Origin of the sequence: Streptomyces ziwulingensis, from assembly GCF_039542605.1 — a bacterium.
Classification (GTDB): Bacteria; Actinomycetota; Actinomycetes; order Streptomycetales; family Streptomycetaceae; genus Streptomyces; species Streptomyces ziwulingensis.
Window position 1 is genome coordinate 1 of sequence record NZ_BAABIG010000137.1, and the last position, 574, is coordinate 574.

A 574-nucleotide genomic window follows, 5' to 3' on the forward strand; every position below is an offset into this window, starting at 1 on the left:
AAAAAGTTTATCCGTAAAGGAGGTATTTACAAATTCTCCCTTATCAATAAACCGAATATTTTTTATATTGGGAGCACCGGGAACTTTTATACTAGATTTATTAAACACACTAGTCCTAATGCTTTAGAATACAATCACGATTGATTCCATTATATTGGACAAACTTGTGGCTGAGATAAGTTTCATTTTGAGATCCTAGAAGTCGTTGAGGATCTTAAAACTCTTCGTGACAGAGAGAACTACTATTTAAGAAAATATTACCCTCTTTTGAACTCTAAGCACAAATCTGCCATTGTCATTCATAGAAAGGTTAAAAGCATTACGGCTTCGATAGAAGGAAGAAGACATTTTAGTAATTACTGTTGTTCTCGTTGTGATCGGGATGTCGACAAACCTATAATTAACAAGAAGGCTGCGCAACACACCCCTTTCAGGGCCAGAAAGAAAACCCTGCCTATTTTCCCTATGTTGAACTCTCCCTTTGAAGCCACGAACAAAGACGAGATTTTGAAAAGTTTACACAAATTTAACAAAGATTTAGACGATTTCAAGGATAATATTATCATACCTCAAA

2 protein-coding genes are annotated in these 574 nt (G+C 35.0%); both read left to right on the top strand.

All coding sequences use genetic code 11. The features are described from left to right. Positions 1 to 24 precede the first annotated feature (24 nt). Entirely contained in the window at positions 25 to 144 is a 120-nt protein-coding gene (locus tag ABEB00_RS36205) for a hypothetical protein (RefSeq protein ID WP_425586634.1), read from the top strand. Positions 145 to 267: 123 nt separating this feature from the next. After that, a partial coding sequence (locus ABEB00_RS35790; RefSeq protein ID WP_345624914.1) for a hypothetical protein occupies positions 268 to 574 on the top strand: 307 nt, incomplete at its 3' end.